The sequence below is a fragment of the Pasteurella oralis genome (assembly GCF_002850605.1).
Taxonomy (GTDB): Bacteria; Pseudomonadota; Gammaproteobacteria; order Enterobacterales; family Pasteurellaceae; genus Pasteurella; species Pasteurella oralis.
Map to the genome: position 1 here is coordinate 1 of NZ_NXGB01000026.1, position 857 is coordinate 857.

Genomic DNA, 857 nt, shown 5'->3' on the forward strand with positions numbered 1-857 from the left:
ACATCTGAAAGCTCGGGTTCAAAACTTGTTGAGTATCTAAAAGGTCAAATCTCAAGTAATGCTTTTTCACAAGAACTTGCTGAACAGATAACGAAGATTGAGAAGACTGGGAAAAGCAATGCAGCAAGAATGAATTCAATGCACATTCTTAAAGTTGAAGATCATGCTAGCGGTAAGAAAGCGATTGCGGGTATTGCAATTGGTGCAGATGCTGAGAGTGATGAATCTCAAGTGATTATTTCTGCAAGTAAATTTATTATTGCCGATCCAAACAGTAGCACTCTGAAAACACCGTTTTCTATCTTAACAGAAGATGGTAGTTCTAAAGTGGTTTTAGATGGCGATTTAATTGCCAATGGGACTATTAGCGGAGATAAGCTTCAAGCTAACAGCATAATCACCGCTCCTAATATCGAAGGTGGCTATATCAAAGGTAACACTTTTGAGGGGGGATTGATTCGAGGAGCAAGGATTGAAGGAGTAACTGGTACTTTTACTGGCGATCTAGAAGTAAACCAAATTGTTGGCGGTAACATCTTAGAAGTTTTTACTTGTCGCTCAAAGGGAATTGGCACTATCAGTGCTGGATCTTTTGGTTCAAATCCAATGTATTATATTTCTTATTTACGTAAGCGAGTCAGAGTACTTGTTGAGAGTGTGAATGTTGATAGAGATTTATTTATTATAGATGCACTATCTTCGGTATCTGGTCGATTATATGAATCGACAGAAAATCGTCATGGAGGTGGTAGTGATAGCGATCAACTTATATCAATAACTACATATAAACCTGGAACACGGAATATTCAAGCAAGAATAGTGATTGGTGAGGGGATAATTGATACTTATCAACAATC

At 37.7% G+C, this 857-nt stretch carries 1 protein-coding gene; it reads left to right on the forward strand.

The window, feature by feature from the left end:
- On the forward strand, window positions 1-857 hold an 857-nt coding region (locus C0975_RS11240; protein WP_143485136.1), incomplete at both ends, for a phage tail tip fiber protein.